The sequence below is a fragment of the Nocardia sp. NPDC019323 genome, assembly GCF_044389845.1.
Classification (GTDB): Bacteria; Actinomycetota; Actinomycetes; order Mycobacteriales; family Mycobacteriaceae; genus Nocardia; species Nocardia implantans.
Genome location: NZ_JBIRYN010000002.1, coordinates 21937 through 40878, shown reverse-complemented (window position 1 = coordinate 40878; position 18942 = coordinate 21937). Strand labels below are relative to the sequence as shown.

Here is an 18942-nt window from a genome sequence, read left to right as displayed (position 1 = left end):
TAGCCTGCGTCGATGGCGAACCCTCATCCTCATGTGTATCTCGGCGACCGGATCGTTGCGGCCGAAGCTGCCACGGTGAGCGTCGCATCGTCGGCGGTGTTGTACGGACTGAGTGTCTACACCGTTTTCCCGGTGCATGTGGATGGGGCAGCGCGGACGGCGTTCCGTTTGGACGACCATTTCCGCAGGCTCGAGGAATCCTGCAAGATCATCGGGATGGATCGGTTCGCGGCGGAGTGGGACTACGCCCGGTTCCGTGCGGCCGTCGTGGAACTGGTCGCGGCGAACGCTCCGCGCGAGGACGTCTTCGTGCGGGCGACGGTGCACGTGGTCGAGTCCATTCCGGGTACCCGGGTGCGGGGCTGTGCCATTCGGGTCAGCATGTTCGTCTACGACGCGGTGCCCATCGTCCCGCAGAACGGCATGCGCCTGAAATCCAGTCCGTGGCGGCGCATTCCGGACAACGCGATCCCGTCTCGGGCGAAAGTCAACGGCGCGTACGTCAACTCGGTGCTGGCCAAGCAGGACGCGATCGACAGCGGTTATGACGACTGCGTCTTCCTCGACGGCAACGGGCACGTCTGCGAACTCAGCGCGGCGAATATCTTCCTCGTCCGCAACGGCACGTTGATCACGCCCGCTGTCTCCTGCGACATTCTCGACGGCATCAACCGCAGGACCGTTCTTACCTTGGCGGCCGAGGACGGCATCCCGGTGGTGGAACGCACCGTCGATCTCACCGAGTTGTACATCGCCGACGAAGTGTTCGTCACCGGCACGTCATCCGGCGCCGCGCCCGTCGTCGAAGTGGACGGCCGCCTGGTCGCCGACGGGGTTCCCGGCCCGATCTCCCAGGCGCTGCGCAAACGTCATCACGCCGCGCTGCGCACCGACGACGTGCACGGCTGGGTCACGGATCTCACCCGGTAGCGGCAGGTCAGCGGATCGCCGGGGTGCGCGGGTCGGGTCCGAGGCAGACCAGGATGGCGCAACCCGGCGGGGTGTCCGCGAACGGCGGATCCAGTGGGTGATTCAGGCAGGCGAAGACATTGCAGCCTGGATAGGCGGCGGGACCGAGGCCGAACACGGCGATCAAGATATCCGTGTCGACGAAACGACGTGGATCGAGCCGCAGCGGCGGCTCGACGTACGGACCGGGGTCGGGTACCGGCCGGTCGTAGAACGCGTCGAACACCTTGCGGAAGAATTCGTAGGGCAATTCCTGGGTGTTCTGCACGACTCCGGACACGCCCTGGCTGCTGACGTTCCCGAAGACGCCGGTCCACACCACCGTGAGGTCGAGGCTGGGTATGACGAAGACGTTCTGCATGCCGAGCCCGGCCATCGCGTACACGTCGTCGGGCAGGAAATCGGCGATCTCCGCGCAACCGCGGCCGAGCCAGAACAGGTACCCGTAGCACGAGTTCGTCGGTGACGGCGTGCGCGCCTTGCGCAGGTAGTCGCGGGACACGATCTGCTGTTCGCCCCAGCGCCCGTCGTTGCTCACCAGAAGTCCGAGCTTCGCGAAATCGTTCGGCGGGATCATCAGGTGCGCGTAGCCGTAGGTGTGCCCGGAGCGATCCTGAGCCCAGTAGTAGTCGCTGCGCGGAATCCCGAGCGGATCGAACAATTCCCGCTGCGCGAAATCTTGCAGAGGTTCGCCGACGGCCAGCTCCAGCACGTAGGACAACAGGTCGACATTGCGCTGGCTGTAGGTGAAGACGGTGCCCGGCGGATTGTCCAGCGGCACGCCCAGCGCCTGCACCGCGCTGTCCGGGTCGACGGGGATCACGCCGGTGACACCCTCGGTCAGCACGCCGACCCGCATGCCCGAGGTCTCGGTGAGCAGGTTCTCGACGGTGATCGACCGGTGCTGGGCATCACCGAGTCCGGCGGGAAGATAGCGATCGATGGGCGCGTGAAGATCGAGTGCGCCACGATCCCAGGCGATTCCCGCGAGCAGCGAGACGACGCTCTTGGTCGCGCTCCAGATGTTCCACGCCACGTTGCCGGTCTGCTCGTTCGTCGGCCCTTCGCCGATGAGGCAGTTGTGCCGGAAAACCTGGACGTTGAAACGGTTCCGGCCGGCCGCGAAGGTCAGCGCGTCCTGGAGTTTCGCGGAATCCAACCCGACTTGCTCCGGCGCCGCCCGCTCCAGATCGCGCCCCGAGGTGACCGCGCACCGCGCCTCGTCACCGGTCGCGGCGCCCGCGCTTCCAGCGAAGAGATTGCCCGCCACCAGCGAAACCGCCGCGATTCCCGCCAGGAATCCACCGAAACGCCCCATGTGCAAAAGGCTAGCGCCCTTCGTCCTGTTCACGCGGTAAACAGGCGGGGAACTGGACGTCTGATATCCGCAACGAGGCGCAGATCGGGCACGGGCATTCGCCGGGTCCGCGCGGCACAGGTGGCACCGATGCCGAGCCGGGCGCGAGGAGCCGTCGCTGATCCGGTGGTCTGTTCCCGTCGGTTCGCCGGTCGGGTTATGGGGCTGTTGGACCAGGCCGGGTTTCCCGATGACTCGAGCCACTCGACGATCACTGTCAGGACGTATCCGGCTCGGTAGGTAATCGCCTCTCGGCGGCGCGCAGCGGCTGACCGATCGGTCAGCTACCCTTGGCCTGCACGTACACGAGAAGAGGCGCAGGATGAAGCAGGTCGCGGATGGCGGGAACGGGCTTTCGCTGGGATCACGGGCGCGCCGGGAACCGACCTGGTTCGCGGAGGCCAAATTCGGGATCTTCGTCCATTGGGGATTGTTCTCGGTGCCCGGATTCGCGCCGAGAGGACGTTATGCCGATGTGCTGCGCGACGATTACGGGCACGCCATGACCAGGAATCCCTACGCCGAGCAATACGCGAACGCGATGAAGGATCCCGGCTCGCCCACCGCCGCGTTCCACCGGCGGCACTTCGGTGATCTGCCGTACGACGGTTTCAAGGCGATGTTCGAGCAGGGGCTGGAGGATTGGCGCCCGGACGGGTGGGCTGAGACGTTCCAGCAGGCAGGCGCCCGATACGTGGTGATGGTCACCAAGCATCACGACGGATTCGCGTTGTGGCCGACCGGTGTGCGAAACCCGCACAAAGCCGGATGGTTCACCGAACGCGACTTGGTCGGCGAACTCGCGGACGCGGTGCGCGGGCGCGGGATGAGATTCGGTGTCTATTATTCCGGCGGAATCGACTGGACCTTCCAGCCGAAGATGATGAAGACTCTCGGGGACTACATCTATTCACCGCACGGCCGCGACTATCCCGCCTACGCCGACGCCCAGATGCGTGAACTCGTGACCCGTTATCGGCCGGACATCTTGTGGAACGACATCTCGTGGCCGACCGGGCGGAAACAGTTGCTCTCGTTGTTCGCCGACTATTACAGCATGGTGCCGGACGGCGTCGTCAACGATCGCTGGCAGATCGACTCGTGGGTCAGGAAGGTGATGCACTGGAAACCGGCCCGGGCCGGTTTCGACCTGCTGATGAAGCAGTTGCTCGCCGCGCGCCCGGACATCCTCCACACCGCGGCGCCGCAGGCGGTCCCGCACGCGGATTTCACTACTCGCGAGTACGCCCGGTTCGACACGATCCAGTCGGCCAAATGGGAGGCGACCCGGGGTATCGGCAACTCGTTCGGTTTCAACCGCGACGAGGCCGACGCGAACTACGCGTCATTCGAGGACGATCTCTTCCCGGCTTTCGCCGACACGGTCGCCAAGAACGGCAATCTGCTGCTCGATGTCGGCCCGAGCGGTGGCGCGGGCGTCATCCCGGCAGCGCAACTCGATCGGCTGGCGGCTTTCGGCAGCTGGCTGCGGCGCAACGGCCCGGCGATCTACGACACCAGCCCTTGGAACGAAGCGGAGGGCGAGACAGCCGAGGGGCTGCCGGTCCGGCTGACGTGTGACAGCACTGCCGTCCATGTCTTGGTGATCGGCTATCCGAAGGGGCGTGAGATCACCCTGAAGGCACTGTCGATCCCGGGATCCACCGGCACCTTGTCGGCGGATGGCAGCCCGGTGACGGTCCGAAGGCGTGATAGTGACACCATCCTCGGGTTCAGTCGTGATCTGACCGGCGTCTACTCCCCGGCGGTGTCCGTTTCGCGGTCGTGAATCGGTTGCCCGCACTGGTCTCAGGGAGAGAAGGAGAATTTCGTGACCGCCGAGACGGTGGAATCGGCTGACGTACGCCGCGGGCAGATTGTCGACAGTGCGATCGCCCTGATCGCCGAGGTAGGACATGCTCGTGCCTCGCTGTCGCGGATCGCCGAGAAGGCGGGCGTCTCGAAAGCCGCGGTGCTGTATCACTTCCAGAACAAAGAGGACTTGCTCGACCAGGTGCTCGACCGCGTGCTCGGCGGCCTGGTCGAGCAAGTGGATGCGGCGGTGCGGAGCGCTGGCACGCCCGCCGACGCGGTCGGCGCGTACATCCGGGCGATGCTCGGCCATCTGAGCGCCCATCCGTCCCATATCCGGGCGCTCACCGAGGTCATCGCGATCGCGGAAGCCGCCGGCCGCAGCACGATCCGCGCGGACTCGTCCCGGTGGCGAGTACTGGCGGACCTGTTGGCCGCCGGGCAGGCGGATGGCTGGTTCCGCACGTTCGACGTCGAGACGACCGCGGTGGTCGTCAGCGGCGCGATCGACGGTCTGGTCGGCCGATGGCTGACCGAACCCGGGTTCGATCTGCGGGCTGCGGCCGAGGAACTGGAAGCGTTCGTCTACCGCGCGATTTCTGTTGCCGATCGATAGACGCAGGGGACATGGTGGGCCAGCAGTGTGCGCAGCCAATGCAGCATCCCCTCCATGACCCTGCGATTGCCGGAGAAGTTACGGCCGACGCCCCCTCGGATTTGGCAACAGCAGCTCCCATCGGCCCGTTGCGCGACCGTCTCGGCGGTTGCGCTCGCCCGGTGTCTACACCACTGCGCCGAGTTGGGGGCGGTGCATCGGCTGACGACGGAGTCGGGCGGACAAGGGCGGCCGCTAGCGGTAGCGCTCACCCAACGCATACAGCGCTGCCCCGAGGGCGAGCGCGCCGAGCCCGGCGAGCACGGAGCCGAGCGGCAGGGCGAATGCGACGACGACGCACCCGACCGCGCCGACCACCGGAATCCACCGGGGTGGCCGATTCTCCTCGGCGGTCAGTGTCGCCGCGGAGATGTTCGCGATCAAGTAGTAGAAGAGCACCGTGAACGAAGAGAACCCGATGGCCGCGCGCACATCGAACAGCGCGGCGACCGCGGCGACGATCGCGCCGACCACCAGTTCGGCACGGTGCGGCACCCCGAACCGCGGATGCACCGCGGCGAGCGCTCCGGGCAGATAGCGGTCCCGCGCCATGGCCAGCACCGTGCGGGATACGCCGAGGATCAGCGCGAGCAGCGATCCGGCCGCCGCGAGCACCGCGCCGATCCGCACCACCGGCGCGGCAGCGGGGACGCCCGCCGCGCTGACCATTCGCGCCAGCGGGTCGGTGGCCGCGGCCAGTCCGGCGGAGCCGAGCACGCTCAGCGTCGCGACCGCGACCAGCGTGTAGATCGCGAGTGCGAGCGCGAGCGCGAGCATGATGGCGCGGGGGATGGTGCGCCGTGGTTCGAGTACTTCCTCGCCGAGCGTGGCGATGCGCGCGTACCCCGCGAACGCGAAGAACAGCAGTCCCGCCGCCGTGAGCACGTCGCGCGGACCGATCCGGTTGGGCAGGGCGGATGCCGCCGAATGCGTTCTGAGCAGCCCGATCACGATCACCGCGGCGAGCACCGCGAGGACGACGCCGACGAGCACCCGAGTCGCGAACGCCGATTTCTGCACGCCGGTGTAATTGATCGCGGTGATCGCCACCACGGCGCCCACCGCCACGGCGTGCGCCTGCTCGGGCCAGGCATAGCTACCGACCGTCAGCGCCATCGCCGCGCATGAAGCCGTCTTCCCCGCGACGAACCCCCATCCGGCGAGATACCCCCACAGACGCCCCAGCCGCTCCCGCCCGTACACATACGTGCCCCCGGAAACGGGATATCGCGCCGCCAGCCGCGCCGACGACGTCGCATTGCAATACGCCACCACCGCCGCCACCGCGAGAGCCACCAGCAGCCAACTCCCGGCCGCGGCCGCCGCGGGCGCGAGCGCCGCGAAAATTCCCGCCCCAACCATCGCCCCCAGCCCGATGACCACCGAATCGGCAAGCCCGAGCCGCCGACGCAACTCCCCATCCACCGACGCCATACCCGCATCCTCCCCCACCACCCCCGCCCCCGCAGCGCGACTTCGCTCGCCGGGCCGGCCCGGTGGATGCGACAGCGCCGCCAGGTCGGGATGACCTGGCGGCGCTGTTGGCTGGGACACCGTGGTGGTGTCGTTGCCGTCGACGTCCCACAAGCGCCTCTCGGCGGGTGGTCGCTCGAAGCGACAAAGGGTGCGGCCCGGGGCTGTCCGGACGCCGACGGTGAGTGTCGACGTCCCACAAGCGCCTCTCGGCGGGTGGTCGCTCGAAGCGACGAAGGGTGCGGCCCGGGGCTGTCCGGACGCCGACAGGGGGTTCAACCACATACTGCCGGAAGCTATTCCGACGATAATTTGTGACGCTCGCCACTGCGTATCCTGCCTGGTCGCCTGCGGGAGCGACTCGTCGAGCAGCTCCGAACCAGAGTGTTTTCTGGAGTGATTCCACTCTCTTTTCTTGACTAGTTCCAGAAAAGGGTCAGAATCGAAGTATGCACACCAACGGCACTGCCTCACGCGAGTGGCTGCGAGCAGCGGGTTTGCGGGTCACCGCGCCACGGCTCGCAGTACTGGACGCGGTCGCGGCACGGCCGCATTCGGACGCGGACACGGTGGCCGCCACCGTCCGCGAAGCGCTGGGCTCGGTGTCCACGCAGGCCGTCTACGACGTCTTGCACGCGTGCGTGCGCGCCGGGATCCTGCGGCGGATCGAGCCCGCGGGTTCGTCCGCGCTGTACGAAACCCGGATCGGTGACAACCACCACCATCTGGTGTGCCGAAGCTGCGGTGCGGTCGTCGACGTCGACTGCGCCGTGGGCCGAGCCCCATGCCTCGACCCGTCGGACGCGCACGGATTCGTGGTCGACGAAGCCGAGGTCGTCTTCTGGGGGCTGTGCCCGACCTGCCGTTCCGAGTAGCGGTCCATACGCCCGGGGCAGCCCTCCCGGGAAACGATGTTCACCAGCCGAGGAGTCTTCCGTGACCAAACCGACAACCACGAACACCGGAATCCCGGTCGAAAGCGACGACGAATCGCTCACCGCGGGCACGCAGGGCCCGATCCTGCTGCACGATCACTACCTCATCGAGAAGCTGGCCCAGTTCAACCGCGAACGGGTGCCGGAACGCATCGTGCACGCGAAGGGTTCGGGCGCCTACGGTGAGCTCGTCGTGACCAACGACGTCAGCAAGTACACCAAGGCGAAGCTGTTCCAGCCCGGTGCGCGCACCGAATCGCTGGCGCGGTTCTCCACCGTGGCCGGCGAGCAGGGCAGCCCGGACACTTGGCGTGACCCGCGCGGATTCGCGGTGAAGTTCTACACCGAGGACGGCAACTACGACCTCGTCGGCAACAACACGCCGATCTTCTTCATCAAGGACCCGATCAAGTTCCCCGACTTCATCCGCTCGCAGAAGCGCCTGCCCGGCAACGGTCTTCGCGATCACAACATGCAGTGGGATTTCTGGACCCTGCGTCCCGAGACCGCCCACCAGGTGACCTGGTTGATGGGCGATCGCGGCATCCCGAAGACCTACCGGCACATGAACGGCTACGGTTCGCACACCTACCAGTGGATCAACGCCACGGGGGAGCGCTTCTGGGTCAAGTACCACTTCAAGACCGACCAGGGCATCGAGTTCCTGACCCAGGCCGAGGCCGACCGGATCGCGGGCGAGGACGCCGATTACCACCGCAAGGACCTGTGGGAGGCGATCGAGCGCGGCGACTTCCCGAGCTGGACGGTGTACGTCCAGGTCATGCCGGTCGCGGAGGCGGAAGGCTACCGGTTCAACCCGTTCGACCTGACCAAGGTGTGGTCGCACAAGGACTACCCGCTGATCGAGGTCGGCAAGTGGACGCTGAACCGCAACCCCCGCAACTACTTCGTCGACATCGAGCAGGCCGCGTTCGAGCCGTCGAACGTCGTTCCCGGCATCGGCTTCTCACCGGACAAGATGCTGCTCGGCCGCGTTTTCGCCTACGCCGACGCGCACCGCTACCGTATCGGCACGAATTACGCGCAGCTGCCGCCGAACCAGGCCAGGGCCGCGGAGGTGAACTCCTACTCCAAGGAGGGCGCCATGCGGTACCACTACAACGATCCGAATGTGCCGGTGTACGCGCCGAATTCGTTCGGCGGCCCGCACGCCGACCCGGAAAAGGCAGCGGACGGCGGTATCTGGGACTTCGATCCGACCATCGTGCGCGCGGGCTACATCCGGCATGCCGAGGACGGCGATTTCACCCAGGCGGGCACCCTCGTACGTGAGGTGCTCGACGACGCGCAGCGAGAACGCTTGGTGGACAACATTGTCGGCCACGTGCTCGGCGGCGTCCGCGAGCCGGTGCTGAGCCGCGTCTTCCAGTACTGGAAGAACGTCGACGCCGATCTGGGCAAGCGGGTCGAGGAGGGCGTGCGCGCCGGACTCGACGGCTCGCAGGGCTGATCACTCACTTCGAAGGCAGGTGTGCGGAATCGCGCACCTGCCTTCGGCGTGTCCGGCCCATCCTGTCCGCCCGGTGAGTGCTCGGGTGCCAGAGTGTGGGCATGTCTCGGCTGACACGTGACTACCGCGTGACGCTGGCCGCCGCGCTGACGCTGCTGGCCGGTTGCGGTGCGGAAACCGATGCGGCGCGGCCGAATCCCCTCATGTCGAACGTCCAGGCCGGTCCCGCCGCGAACACGAGCGTGGCGGACCTGGAGGCTCGGTACGGCGCGCAGGTCGGGTTGTTCGCGGTGGACACCGGCACCGGCAGGACGGTGACCCACCGCGCCGACGAGCGTTTCCCGTTCCTGTCCACTTTCAAGACGCTCGCGGCAGCCGCGGCCCTGTATGCGCATCCGCTGGACACGGGATACTTCGATCGGGTGATCCGCTTCCATGAGGGGGATCTGGTCGACAATTCGCCGGTGACCGGCGCCGAGTTGGCCGAGGGAATGACGCTGGCGCGCGTGGCCGAGGCCGCGATCACCCGCAGCGACAACACTGCGGGCAATCTGCTGCTGCGTGAGATCGGCGGCCCGGAAGGGCTCACGGCGTTTCTCCGCACGCTCGGTGATCCGACCAGCAGGCTCGACCGCTGGGAGACCGAACTCAACACCGCGATCCCCGGTGACGAACGGGACACCACCACTCCGGCCGCGCTCGCCGCGAACTACCGCGCCTTGGCGCTCGGCGACGCGCTCGGCGTACGGGAACGCGATCAGTTGGTCGCCTGGCTGAAGGCGAACACGACCGGTGGCGAGCGCATCCGTGCGGCGTTGCCCGCCGAGTGGGTCATCGGCGACAAGACGGGTACCGGCTCCTACGGCTGTGCCAACGACGTCGCGATCGTCTGGCCCGACGGTGGCCGGGCGCCGATCGTGATCGCGATCATGAGCCGCAAGCCAAGTGCCGATGCCGAGGTGAGCAACGATTTGCTGGTGGACGTGACTCGGGTGGTCTGGACGGTCTTCGCTGACCGGCGCGGCGAGTGAGCGAATAACGACGACCTGTAGTAGACCTGGCCGGATCAGGCGGCCAGGTTCGGACACCTACAGCAGACCCCACCAGTAGAGCAGGGTCGCCAGAATCCAGACCACCACGGTTTCCATCGTCGCTCCCAATCATTTTGGCGCACTCGTGACCATCATCCCGCGTTCCGCCGCCGGGCGGTAGGCGCTTGCCGGGTCACCACCTGGTGAATCCCGCTCACCTGCGAATTCGATCTTGCAAGGTGTTCTTAAGAGCGCGCCAAGCCCGTGCCTGCATTGTTTGTCTCGCGGGAGGGACATACCCAGCACCGCGAGGTGCGAACCGAGAAGCGGCCTGTCTCGAGGGGTGACAGGCCGGGTCTCGGGGGTGGGTGTCCGCCGGGCCGGTCTACGAGGGGTGGCCGGCCCGGCGGACGCGGGACGCGGAGCGGTCGCTCGCGCTGGCTCTTCCTGGAGCTGACCGGCAACGAGACGGCGTTGCCGCTGCCGAAGGTAACCCACGAGTGTGCGGCGCCGGGTTCCACGCGGGGCGGAAGCGGCCGGGCTGGTCGTCATGGTGATCGGCCCACCGAACTGAAACCGGTTCTAGACACTTTTGGTAAATTGTCTTACGGTCGATACATGACGCACGTGTCGTATCGGCCCCCGGTCTTCGAACTTCGCTCCGGCCCCACCTGGGCCTCGCCGTGGGAGATGTACGCGGCCCTGCGGGAGCACGATCCGGTGCAGCACGTCGTCCCGGCCGCGCGGCCCGAACACGACTACTGGGTGCTCACTCGGCACGAGCACGTCTACGCGGCGGCGCGCGACAGCGAGACGTTCTCCTCGCGGGACGGGCTGACGGTGGAATACGGCGAACTCGACGAACTCGGTCTGACCGACAACCCCCCGCTGGTGATGCAGGACCCGCCGCAGCACACCGACTTCCGAAAACTGGTCGCTCGCGGATTCACCCCGCGCCAGGTCGAGGACGTGGAGCCGGTGGTGCGCCGCTTCGTGCGCGACCGGCTCGATGCCATCGCGGCGCAAGGCGGCGGTGACATCGTCAAGCAACTGTTCAAGCCGCTGCCGAGCATGGTGGTGGCGTACTACCTCGGGGTGCCGCAGCAGGATCGGGCGAGATTCGACGGCTGGACCGACGCCGTCGTCGCGGGCAGCATCGACCGGACGAACACCAAGGCGCGAGCGGCGTCGGCGGAGATGATGGGGTACTTCGCCGAACTGATCAAACGCAGGCGCACCGACCCCGGCGACGACACCGTGTCCCTGCTGGTGCAGGCGGGGATGGCGGCCGACGACACGGACGTGCGCGGACTGATCCAGATCCTCGCCTACACCTGGACCATGGTCGCGGGCGGCAACGACACCACCACAGGCCTGCTGGGCGGCGCCGTCCAGCTGCTGCAACAACACCCGGATCAGCGCGCCGCGCTGGCCGCGGAACCGGATCGGATTCGCGTCGCGGTGGAGGAGTTCGCCCGGCTCACCGCACCGGTGCAGGGATTGGCGCGCACCGTGACGCGTGACGTGGAACTCGCCGGGAAGACGGTGCCCGCGGGACGGAAGGCGCTGCTGGTGTTCGGGTCGGCCAATCGCGACGAGCGGGCGTTCGGCCCCGATGCCGCCGAGCTGGACATCGATCGCAATCCGCAGCGCATCCTCACCTTCGGGCACGGGCCGCATCACTGTCTCGGCGCGGCGGCCGCGCGGATGCAAGCCCGGGTCGCGCTCGAAGAGTTGCTCGATCGGTTCCCGGAGTACGTCGTCGACATCGACGCGGTGGAGTACGCGAGCGGGCCGTACGTCCGCAGGCCGACTACTGTGCCGTTCCGGTGCGGGGCGTGAGCACGGGAAGGGACACGGCATGAGTGGCGATTGGCTGGCCGACGGCCGCGCCGAACTGGCCGGTGAGCGCATTCTCGACGCGGTGCGCGCGCTGTTCATCGACAAAGGCGTCAGCGGGGTCGGCATGGCCGAAGTCGCCGACGCCGCAGGATGTTCCAGGGCGACGCTGTATCGCTACTTCGAGAACCGGCAGGCGCTCTACGTGGCGTTCGCGGGCCGGGAGGCGCGGCAGTTGGTGGAGCGCGTCTGGCGAGACCGGGCCACGCCCGCGAACACGGAGCCGGGGGAGCAGTTGCTCGACACGTTGACCGCACTGCTGGCCGAGGTGCGCAAAACGCCGCATCTCGCGGTCTGGTTCGAACCGTCCAACGTGGGAATCGTTGCCCAGCTGGCGAATTCGCCGGGTGTGATCGACGCGCTCGCCACCGACTTCGTCGCCGGATTCCGTCCGGGGCTGTCCTCCGTCGCGGCCGAGCGGGTCGGTCGGTGGGTGGTGCGCGCGATGGTGTCGTTGCTGACGCTGCCCGGCGCGGGCGAAGACGAGGAACGCGGGATGCTGCGCACCTTCGTGCTGCCGTTCCTGCTCGACCACCGGACCGTGATCGACTGACGCCGGTCGACCGGAGCCGCGCGGGACTCCGGTCCACGTGTGCGCCACGGGCTCAGACGGTCGCCGCCGAGTAGTCGGGCAGATCGTAGGTCTCGGTCTTGCTCAGCATCCGCATCATGACCGGTCGCATCGCCTTCGACATCATCAGTTTGCTGACGGCGTGGCCCGCGCGGATGCCGAAGCGGGACTTGGGCGTCATGGCGTTCAGGCCGCCCGGCTGCAACTGCTGGGCCGTCTCGACGAACGGGCGCAGCACCTCTTGGTAGCGGGCCAGGCCCTGTCCGAGGTCGTCGGCGTGCGCGGCGAGCTCACCGGCGAGCACGTACGCGCCCACCAGCGCCATCGCGGTGCCCTGCCCGGTGAGCGGGGAACCGCAGTACCCGGCGTCGCCGAGCAGGACAACCCGGCCCTCGACCCAGCTCGGCATGTCGATGCGGGCCAGCTCGTCGAAGTAGAAGTCCGGCGCGTCGGACATCGCCGCGGCGATGCGAGCGGACTCCCATCCGCCGCCGGCCAGGCGCTCCTGGATGAACCGCTGCTGTGCCGAGACGTCGCGGCGCAGCGCGGGGTCCGCCGCCGCGCGCAGCACGACGAGTGCTTTGCAGGTGGCCGGGTCGGCGTCGGGACGCATGCCCAAGCCGGTGCCCCCGACCAGCGAGTGCATCGTGAACCAGTGGGGCTCGAGGTCTTCCGGTCGAGGCAGCGTGAAGAACGACATGTATCCGCCGAGGTAGGTCGCGAACTGCTCCTCGGGGCCGAACACCATCCTTCGGGTCGCGGAGTGCAACCCGTCGGCGCCGATCACCAGGTCGAATCGCTCGGCGGCGCCGGATGCGAAAGTCACGTCGACGCCCGTGCCGTCCTGCCGGATCTCGGTGATCCATTCGCCGTAGCGGTAGTCGACGCCGCCCTCGGCGTCGAGCAGGCCGAGCAGCACCTGATTGAGATCGCCTCGGGTGATCTCGATTTCGGCGACCGCGCCCTTGCCGTCGAAGAGTTCGGCGGACATGCGGAGGATCTCGCGGCCCGCGTCGTCGACGTACTTCATGCCGCGCTCGTCGAGCTGATATTTCCTGATGCCCGGCATCATGCCCATCCGCTCGGCCACCTCGCGACTGGGTCCGCGCAGGTCGACGGCCTGCCCGCCGGGGCGCGGCGCTGCGGCGCGCTCCACCACGGTGGCTCGGATGCCGGACCGGAGCAGTTGCAGCGCGACGGCGTTGCCGCCGATGCCGCCGCCTGCGACGAGCACGCGGAGCTGGCTTACGGACTTGGCGCTCATGACTTTCCTCGACTCCCACTGGATTGACCAAATGTCTTAGACATATGTCTAACATGCGGTGGTACGGATGTCTAGCACGAATGTCTAAATCGGCTCGCAAGTGAAAGCCCATGGCGGCGACGGGTGCTCGCGGCCATGGGCTCGGGGACGAATCGCAGCAGCTAGGAGCGATGTTGGAGGTATGTGCGCCAGCTCGCGTGGTGGGTGATGTCGGTGGCGGTGCGCGCGGCGTCGTAGGTGCAGGCGAACCCGACGACCTCGCGGCCATCGGCGAGTTCGATGCGGGTCAGGGCCATGGGAGCGGGCAGCTCGGCCAGGAAGCGACCCAGCCCGGCCGTGGCGACGCGGAACAGCTCTCCCTCGATCGGAGCCCCGCGGCCGGGTCCGTGCCGCACCAGTCCCGGCTTGGGCGGGGTGGTGTCCAGCGCGGTCAGGCGGTAGGCGTCGGTCGTCCGGATCTCGCCGAGAAAGCGGGCGCCGAGTTGCTCGAGCTGCCAGTGCAGTGGCTGCCCCCGCAGGTGCGCACCGAAGACGGCCAGGTCGGCGCCCTGGTCGACGAGCAGCGGCGCGCTGTCGAGACCGAGCAGGCGGGCGGCGAGATCGACCGCCACCTGATCGGCGAAGGCGGGGGTGACCAGCATGACGCCGAACGGCGCACCGTCGGCGGTGGGCGCTCCGGGCACGGCGACGGCCGCCATGTCCAGCAGGTTGCAGAAGTTGGTGTAGGTGCCCATCCGCCGGTTGATGCCGACCGGATCGGCCCGCACCGCGGCGATGCTCGGATGCTCGGTGGTCGTCGGCAACAGCAGTGCGTCGAAGCCGTGCAGCAGTTCGGCGGCCTTCGCCTTGGCGCGGGCCAGCCGGTCGAGGTCGGCGGCGAACGCCGGACCGGTCTTCTCCCGCGCCGCGCCGATGATGGCGGCGACCGTGGGATCGGCCCCGGCGGGGGCGGTGTCGAGGAACGCGCCCACCGCGGCATGGCGTTCGGCGACGAGTGCGCCGTCGTAGAGCAACAGCGCGGCGTCGAGCAGGGCGGAAATGTCGATTTCCTCGGTCTTCGCGCCCGTCTCCGCGACCAAGGCGACGGTGCGCGCGAACGCGTCCCGGTACGGCTCGCTGAGCGCGGCCAAGTCCTCGGGGCGCGGCACGGCGATGCGCGGTGCGAGCGGTGCGGCCAGCCGGACATCGGCGGGCCACGTGCGGCTGCGCGGGTCACGCGGCTCCGGGCCCGCCATCACCGCCGCCGCGGAGACCGCCGAGTCGAGGTCGGCGGCGAAGACGGTCACGGCGTCGTAGTCCGCACAGGCCGGCACGGTCCCGTGCGCCGGGATCACCCCGAGAGTGGCTTTGATGCCGACGATCCCGTGCAGCGCGGCGGGCACCCGTCCGGATCCGGCCGTGTCGGTGCCGATGCCGATATCCGCGATCCCGAGCGCCACCGCCGCCGCCGAACCGGAACTCGACCCGCCCGACACCAGTTCCGGGTACCGGGCGTTGCGCACCGCGCCGTACGGGCTGCGCGTCCCGACCAGTCCCGTGGCGAACTGGTCCAAGTTCGTCTTGCCCAGCACCAGCGCCCCCGCCGCGAGCAACCGCTCGACCGCCGCCGCGGTCACCTCCGGCAGATAGGCGAACTCCGGGCAAGCTGCGGTGGTCGGCAGCCCCGCCACGTCGATGTTGTCCTTCACCGCCACCAGGACTCCGGCCAGCGGCAAGGTCTCTCCGGCGGCGAGCCTGCGCGCGAGCGCGGCCGCTTCGGCGGCGACCTCGGGTTCCGGTCGCAGGGTGATCCACACTTCCGGCCGATCGACCTCGGCGATCCGCCGATAGGCGGCCGCCACGCGTTCGACAGGGTCGGCTGCCGTGTCACCTAGGAGGGGCATTCAGTCGACTCCGATCACTACGAGGGGCGTGCCCGGCTCCACCTTCGCGCCGGGCGTGGTCAGTACTTTCAAAACGGTGCCCGGGCACGGGCTGTGCACGGGTAATTCGAGTTTCATCGCCTCCAGGACGGCCACCGGCGCATCGGCCTCGACCCGTTGCCCCGGTGCGACCTCTACCCGCCAGACATTGCCGATCATCGGGGCGGTCACCACCGTCGCGTCGGCGGGCAGTCCGGCCAGCGGGTCGTCGACCGGCGCGGTGACGGGCGCGACGGTGTCGCGTGCGAATTCGCCCGCCGCCCGCCACGCCTGCTTCTCCGCTTCGAACGCGACGGCCTGCCTGGTTTCGAACGCGGCGATGGACTCGGCCTCGGTGCGCAGCAGCCGCAGATGGTCGGCGAGCGCGAAACTGCCCTCGCTCACCTCGGCGTCGAATCTGCCCGCCTCGGCCGCGGCGCGGTGTTCGAGCAACTGCTCCGGGCCCACCGGTTCCCACACGATGCGATCGAAGAACCGGAACAGCCACGGCGTGCCCGCTTCGAACGGCGGGGACTGCCGGTAGCTGGACCAGATCGGCACGGTGCGGCCGATCAGTTGGTAGCCGCCGGGCGAGGCCATCCCGTAGACGCACAGGTACTTGCCACCGATGCCGACCGCGTCGGACGGGGTCCAGGTGCGGGCCGGGTTGTATTTGGTGGTGACCAGGCGGTGCCGCGGGTCCAGCGGAACAGCCAGCGGCGCACCGAGATACACGTCTCCGAGGCCGAGCACCAGATACTCCGCGTCGAAAACCGTCGCGCGTACCTCGTCCACGCTGTCGAGCCCGTTGACGCGGCGGATGAACTCGGTGTTCGACGGCAGCCACGGCGCGGTGTCGCGCACGCCGCTGCGATAGCGGTCGATCGCTTCGGCGATCGAGGGATCGTCGAACGACAGCGGCAGCCGGATGGTGCGGCTCGGCACCACCAGGTCGGTCGTGGCGGGCAGGTCGAGTTCGAGTTCGGTCAGCGTGCCCAGCAATTGGTACTGCGGCAGCACCTCGGGGTCGAAGTGGACGTGCAGGGACCGCACGCCGGGGGTCACGTCCACAACGCCGGGCAGCCGGACGGCCGCGAGTGCTTCGGCCAGGGCGTGCACCCGCATACGCAAGCCCAGATCGAGGACCATCTCGCCGTATTCGACCAGCACGTTGTCGTCACCGCCGCGCAGGTAACGCACGCGCGGGCGGTCCGCTGACGCCTCGACGCCGCCGAGCACGCCGCGATCGCGCCGGGCGGCGCGGGAATCGGTCACCAGATCCGGCACGCGGCTGCCGTTGGACGCCCGCAACTCGGCTGCCTTGTCGTCGTCGACCGGCACGAACCGCACCGAGTCGCCGGGACGCAACTGACCCATCCGCCAGCGATGCGCGGACACGACGGTGAGCGGACAGGCGAACCCGCCGAGGCTCGGGCCGTCGGGACCGAGCAGGATGGGGGTGTCGCCGGAGACGTTCAACGCGCCCACGCTGTAGGGGTTGTCGTGCAGGTTGGACGGGTGCAGACCGGCATCCCCGCCGTCGGTGCGCGACCACGCCGGCTTCGGGCCCTCCAGCCGGATGCCGGTGCGGTTGGCGTGGCTGCCGACTCGCCACGGGTGCGTGCAGAACTGGTCCATGTCGGCGTCGGTGAAGTACGCGGGCGAGGTCTGCGGACCGACACCGACCGCGAGCTGCCACTCGTGGGTGAATTGCGGCCGGTCGCCCGGCGCTACGGCGGCCGGCGCGCCGAGTGTGGCTGCCTCGGCGGGGGCGATGCCGAGCACGTCGCCGGTGGCCACCGCCTTGCCGGTCACACCGCCGAATCCACCGAGGGTGAAGGTGGACGCGCTGCCGTGATAGAGCGGCGCGTCGAGGCCGCCGCGCACCGCCAGATAGGTGCGCAGGCCGGTGTCGGTCGGCGCGCCGATGTCCAGCACCGCGCCGGCGGCCACGGTGACGGGCTCCCACATGGCCACCGGACGGCCGTCCACGGTCACCGGAGCCGGGGCGCCGGTCACGCACACCACCGTGGCGTCGGAGAAGCGCAACCGCGGGCCCTGCAAGGTGCACTCGAGCGCGGGGACGCCGACCGGGTTGCCGACCGCGGTGTTGGCGAGGGTGAAGGAGAGGTCGTCCATCGGGCCGGACGGCGGAATGCCCACCTCCCACAGACCTATCCGGCCCGGATGATCCTGCACCGTGGTCATGGTTCCGCCGCGCAGCACGTCGATGCGGCGGCCGACCGGGCGGATGTCGGCCAGCGTGGTGGTGGTGTGCTCGGTACGCAGGACCCGGCCGTCGGCCACGGCCTGACGCAGCTGGGGCAGATTCGTCTGCACCCCGTATATCCGGGTCGCATCGAGTGCGGTGCGCAGGGCGGCGAAAGCGTCGGCTCGATTCTCGCCGCTGCTGATCACCTTCGCCAGCAGCGGGTCGTAATACGAACTGACCTCCGAACCGGTACCGACCCAGGTGTCCACCCGGACGTCACCAGGTAAGTGCGCGGCCGTGACCAGGCCCGCGCTCGGGCGGTACTCGTGGCCGGGATCTTCCGCGTAGACCCGGGCCTCCACCGCGTGGCCGGTGATCACCGGTCCGCTCTCGGGCTGTTGGTCCACCATCGAGGTGTCGCCGCCGGCTAGGCGCAGCATCCACTCCACCAGATCGACGCCCGTGACCGCCTCGGTGACCGGATGCTCGACCTGCAGGCGCGTATTCATCTCCAGGAAGGACGCGGCGCCGCTGTCGGTGTCGTAGACGAACTCCACCGTCCCCGCCGAGCGGTACCCGACCGAGCGGGCCAGCTCCCGCGACGCCGCCAGCAGGTGCTGCGACTGCTCCGGGGCGAGCCCCGGCGCGGGCGCCTCCTCGATGACCTTCTGGTTGCGGCGTTGCAGCGAGCAGTCCCTGGTGCCGAGGCTGACGACGCGGCCGTTGCCGTCGCCGAACAGCTGCACCTCGACGTGCCTGGCCCGCGCGACGAAACGTTCCAGGAAGACGCCCGCCGAACCGAAGTTCGCCGTGGCGATGCGCTGCACCCGCTCGTAGGCCGCGCGCGCCTCGTCCGGGCCGAAGCACGCCTGCATGCCGATGCCGCCACCGCCGCCGACCGCCTTCAGCATCACGGGGAAACCGATCCGCTCGGCCTCCGTCACGGCGTGATCAGCCGATTCGAGCAGGTCGCTGCCGGGGATCAGCGGCACGCCGACCGCGCGGGCGGCCATGCGGGCGGTGTGTTTGTCACCGAAGACGCGGAGTTGCTCGGCGGTCGGTCCGACGAACGCGATGCCCGCTTTCTCGACCGCGGTGGCGAAATCCGCGTTCTCCGAGAGAAACCCGTAGCCGGGATGAATGGCCCCCGCTCCGGTCGCCAGCGCCGCCTCCACCACCGCGTCGGCGCGCAGGTAGGACTGCGCGGCCGGTCCCGGCCCCAGGCGCACGGCGACATCGGCCATCTCGACGTGCGCCGCGCCCACGTCGGCATCGGAGTACACGGCCACCGTCTTCAGCCCCAGCCGCCGGGCGGTATGCATGACGCGGCAAGCGATCTCGCCGCGATTGGCGACGAGCACCGTGTCGAATTCCAGACTCACTACCGCTCCC

13 protein-coding genes are annotated in these 18942 nt (G+C 68.7%); 8 read left to right on the top strand and 5 right to left on the bottom strand.

The features are described 5' to 3' along the window. Positions 1-12: 12 nt before the first annotated feature. The gene (locus tag ACH49X_RS07675) at positions 13-930 is read left to right on the top strand and encodes an aminotransferase class IV (RefSeq protein ID WP_195079824.1); all 918 of its coding nucleotides are present in this window, start codon (positions 13-15) and stop codon (positions 928-930) included. A 7-nt stretch (positions 931-937) separates the two neighbouring features. On the opposite strand, the gene ACH49X_RS07670 is transcribed toward ACH49X_RS07675, so the two are convergent. Continuing rightward, entirely contained in the window at positions 938-2287 is a 1350-nt protein-coding gene (locus ACH49X_RS07670) for a serine hydrolase (RefSeq protein WP_195079825.1), read from the bottom strand. A 361-nt stretch (positions 2288-2648) separates the two neighbouring features. Between ACH49X_RS07670 and ACH49X_RS07665 the strand changes: the two genes are divergently transcribed. Beyond that, complete coding sequence (locus ACH49X_RS07665) at positions 2649-4115, top strand: alpha-L-fucosidase (protein WP_357207000.1); 1467 nt, start codon at positions 2649-2651, stop codon at positions 4113-4115. Between the two features lie 42 nt (positions 4116-4157). After that, positions 4158-4754, top strand: a complete 597-nt coding sequence (locus ACH49X_RS07660; RefSeq protein WP_357108556.1) for a TetR/AcrR family transcriptional regulator — start codon at positions 4158-4160, stop codon at positions 4752-4754. Positions 4755-4988: 234 nt separating this feature from the next. Here ACH49X_RS07660 and ACH49X_RS07655 read toward each other — a convergent pair whose 3' ends face one another. Continuing rightward, entirely contained in the window at positions 4989-6227 is a 1239-nt protein-coding gene (locus ACH49X_RS07655; protein WP_357206999.1) for an APC family permease, read from the bottom strand. Positions 6228-6715: 488 nt separating this feature from the next. Between ACH49X_RS07655 and ACH49X_RS07650 the strand changes: the two genes are divergently transcribed. From ACH49X_RS07650 to ACH49X_RS07630, 5 genes are all read left to right on the top strand, one after another. Continuing rightward, on the top strand, positions 6716-7141 hold the full coding sequence (locus ACH49X_RS07650) for a Fur family transcriptional regulator (RefSeq protein WP_067799685.1): 426 nt from the start codon (positions 6716-6718) through the stop codon (positions 7139-7141). Between the two features lie 61 nt (positions 7142-7202). After that, the gene (locus ACH49X_RS07645) at positions 7203-8672 is read left to right on the top strand and encodes a catalase (RefSeq protein ID WP_357206997.1); all 1470 of its coding nucleotides are present in this window, start codon (positions 7203-7205) and stop codon (positions 8670-8672) included. Positions 8673-8773: 101 nt separating this feature from the next. Continuing rightward, the gene (gene bla, locus ACH49X_RS07640; RefSeq protein WP_357206995.1) at positions 8774-9703 is read left to right on the top strand and encodes a class A beta-lactamase; all 930 of its coding nucleotides are present in this window, start codon (positions 8774-8776) and stop codon (positions 9701-9703) included. A 618-nt stretch (positions 9704-10321) separates the two neighbouring features. Beyond that, positions 10322-11545 (top strand): cytochrome P450, encoded by a 1224-nt coding sequence (locus ACH49X_RS07635; protein WP_195079831.1) that lies wholly within the window; start codon positions 10322-10324, stop codon positions 11543-11545. A gap of 19 nt (positions 11546-11564) precedes the next feature. Beyond that, positions 11565-12155 carry a TetR/AcrR family transcriptional regulator gene (locus ACH49X_RS07630; RefSeq protein WP_195079832.1) on the top strand — a complete coding sequence of 197 codons (591 nt, stop codon included), beginning with the start codon at positions 11565-11567 and terminating at the stop codon, positions 12153-12155. A 52-nt stretch (positions 12156-12207) separates the two neighbouring features. On the opposite strand, the gene ACH49X_RS07625 is transcribed toward ACH49X_RS07630, so the two are convergent. From ACH49X_RS07625 to uca, 3 genes are all read right to left on the bottom strand, one after another. Next, the gene (locus ACH49X_RS07625) at positions 12208-13437 is read right to left on the bottom strand and encodes an FAD-dependent monooxygenase (protein WP_357206993.1); all 1230 of its coding nucleotides are present in this window, start codon (positions 13435-13437) and stop codon (positions 12208-12210) included. A gap of 161 nt (positions 13438-13598) precedes the next feature. Further along, positions 13599-15320: an allophanate hydrolase gene (gene atzF, locus ACH49X_RS07620; RefSeq protein ID WP_357206991.1), complete on the bottom strand. Its 1722-nt coding sequence runs from the start codon at positions 15318-15320 to the stop codon at positions 13599-13601. After that, a complete protein-coding gene (uca, locus tag ACH49X_RS07615) occupies positions 15321-18932 on the bottom strand; it encodes an urea carboxylase (protein WP_357206989.1) in 3612 nt (1203 codons plus the stop codon). Between the last annotated feature and the right edge of the window lie 10 nt (positions 18933-18942).